This window comes from Microbacterium sp. K35 (genome assembly GCF_004794375.1).
GTDB lineage: Bacteria > Actinomycetota > Actinomycetes > Actinomycetales > Microbacteriaceae > Microbacterium > Microbacterium sufflavum.
Genome location: NZ_SSDM01000169.1, coordinates 1 through 1,921 on the forward strand (window position 1 = coordinate 1; position 1,921 = coordinate 1,921).

Genomic DNA, 1,921 nt, shown 5'->3' on the forward strand with positions numbered 1-1,921 from the left:
CCCGGGCGCTCTGCTGCTGGCGCTGCCCGCCGGCCACCCCGTGCACATCCTCTGACGGGTAGCGGCGCGGTCAGCGCACCCTACGCGCGAAGCTCACGCGCCCGCGGGCCGACGACGATGTGAGCGAGCCGGTCGCGAGTGAGCAGCACAGCGTCTTCGACAAGCCGCAGGTAGGCGCCGCTGTCCCTTGCCAACTCGGCAAGTCCGATGATGCCAGATAGGAGGTACTTCGCCTCTCTTGGCGGATCGGCATCCGGAGCGATCAGCTCTTTCCGTTGCGCTTCTTCGAGGTAGTCGGTCAAGCGCGCGAGCCACCCGCTGAACTTGGGACTTGCGGGCGGCGAGCCGTCGGTCCTCCGATCCATCAGCATGAGCGACACTCGCGCCAGCGGGTCGTGCAGGAGGCTGTCGGTCACTTGCTCCGCTACGGCGACGATCGCATCGAGCGGGTCATCATCCGTGCGTTTGGTTCCCATGAAGACGCCGCCGGGGAAGGCGAGATCGACGATGGTCCCAACCAAGGCCTGTTTGGTTGGGAAGAAGTAGGTGACGAGGGACTTCGAGGTTCCCGCAACCTCCGCAATGCGACGGAAACTCGTGCCCTCATAACCGAACTCGTCGAACACACGCACGGCTGCCTCGATGATCTCGGGTGCCGCGTTCAAGTCCGGGCTCATCACCGAGCGGGCATTGAGCGCCCTCAAAGCCGTTGTGCGCGCGCCGTTCCGTTTCGCGCTCATCGCTCCACCTCCTCGTGGCCACTGTGAGTGACCCTACGCACTGGACAGCCGGTCAGGAGGTGGCGCGTAATACTTCAGTTCCCTAACCGATTGGTCAGTTCATAGCTTCCCGGGCATCGCGGCGCTCACCGCGATCGAGAAGGGAAGAACATCATGAAGAGAAGTGCCGTAACCCTGTGTGCCGCCGCGTGCATCGCCATCGCAGCGGCTGTGGCTCCGCAAGCAGCGAGCGCGGCCACAAGCGCACAGACCGAAGTACGCGCGGCCAGCCCCATCGGCTCCGCAACGATGAGCACGGGTCAGTACGAGTACATCTGCATCGGCTCGGACGGAAGCAGTTGGTCGCTGCGCGTCGGAGAGCCAACCACGGACTGCCACGGCAGCTTCCTACACAAGTACATCAACGGAGTGATGGTGGCGAACTACAAGTTGTCGGTGACAGGAACCGTGATTGATCACCCAAAGCCGGACCCGATCGGGTGTCTGATGTCCATCGTCAGCGGCGTCTTCGGCGTACTTAGCGCAGACGGATCGCTCATCTGGATTTCCGCGCTCGGCTTCACCGGAATGGGAGGAATCATGACCTGCCTCGCGTAACGCTCATTGATCAGAGGGGGCGACGGTGAGCCGGCGTCCCCTCGCCCTGCGAGGGCAACTGAAGGAGTACGAGCAAGCAGGTGGTGACGATCATGAGCACGAAAGTCGCCGCGGGCACGTACCACGTGACCCAAGGTCGCAGAGGGGCCCCCAAAGACCGCAATGGGATGACGATCCCCAGCATCGCTGGGATGAGAATCGCCGCGAACGAGAAACTCCTTGCGTCCCATGCCCTCTGACGCCTACCGCGACTTCGCCGATCAGAGGCTTGTGCCGCAGTTCGGCTGGATGCGCCGAGGATCACGAGAGCAATCGGCCAGACCCAGAAGTCGCCGACCAGAAGTAACAGAGCCCCGACTGCGGCGAACAAAGCCGCGACCACCACGCGGGCAAGAACTTCCCACCTCCACCGGGCAGTGATGCCAGTCGGTAACACTTCACTTTCGCGCATGTCTGCGAGCATACGCCCGTCGAGCTCGACGGCGACGAGTTCGGCGAGGCCGTGCGGGTGGTGTGCCGCGCCGACCCGGGCGCTCTGCTGCTGGCGCTGCCCGCCGGCCACCCCGTGCACATCCTCTGACGGG

Annotated in this window: 3 protein-coding genes; 1 reads left to right on the forward strand and 2 read right to left on the reverse strand. The window is 64.1% G+C overall.

From position 1 onward, the window contains the following. Nucleotides 1–80 precede the first annotated feature (80 nt). Nucleotides 81–740, reverse strand: a complete 660-nt coding sequence (locus DW299_RS06250) for a TetR/AcrR family transcriptional regulator (protein ID WP_136036068.1) — start codon at nucleotides 738–740, stop codon at nucleotides 81–83. A 153-nt stretch (nucleotides 741–893) separates the two neighbouring features. On the opposite strand from DW299_RS06250, the gene DW299_RS06255 reads away from it, so the two are divergent. Continuing rightward, nucleotides 894–1,337 (forward strand): hypothetical protein, encoded by a 444-nt coding sequence (locus DW299_RS06255; protein WP_136036069.1) that lies wholly within the window; start codon nucleotides 894–896, stop codon nucleotides 1,335–1,337. 10 nt (nucleotides 1,338–1,347) lie between these two features. Here DW299_RS06255 and DW299_RS19380 read toward each other — a convergent pair. After that, on the reverse strand, nucleotides 1,348–1,921 hold a 574-nt coding region (locus DW299_RS19380; RefSeq protein WP_205814336.1), incomplete at its 5' end, for a hypothetical protein.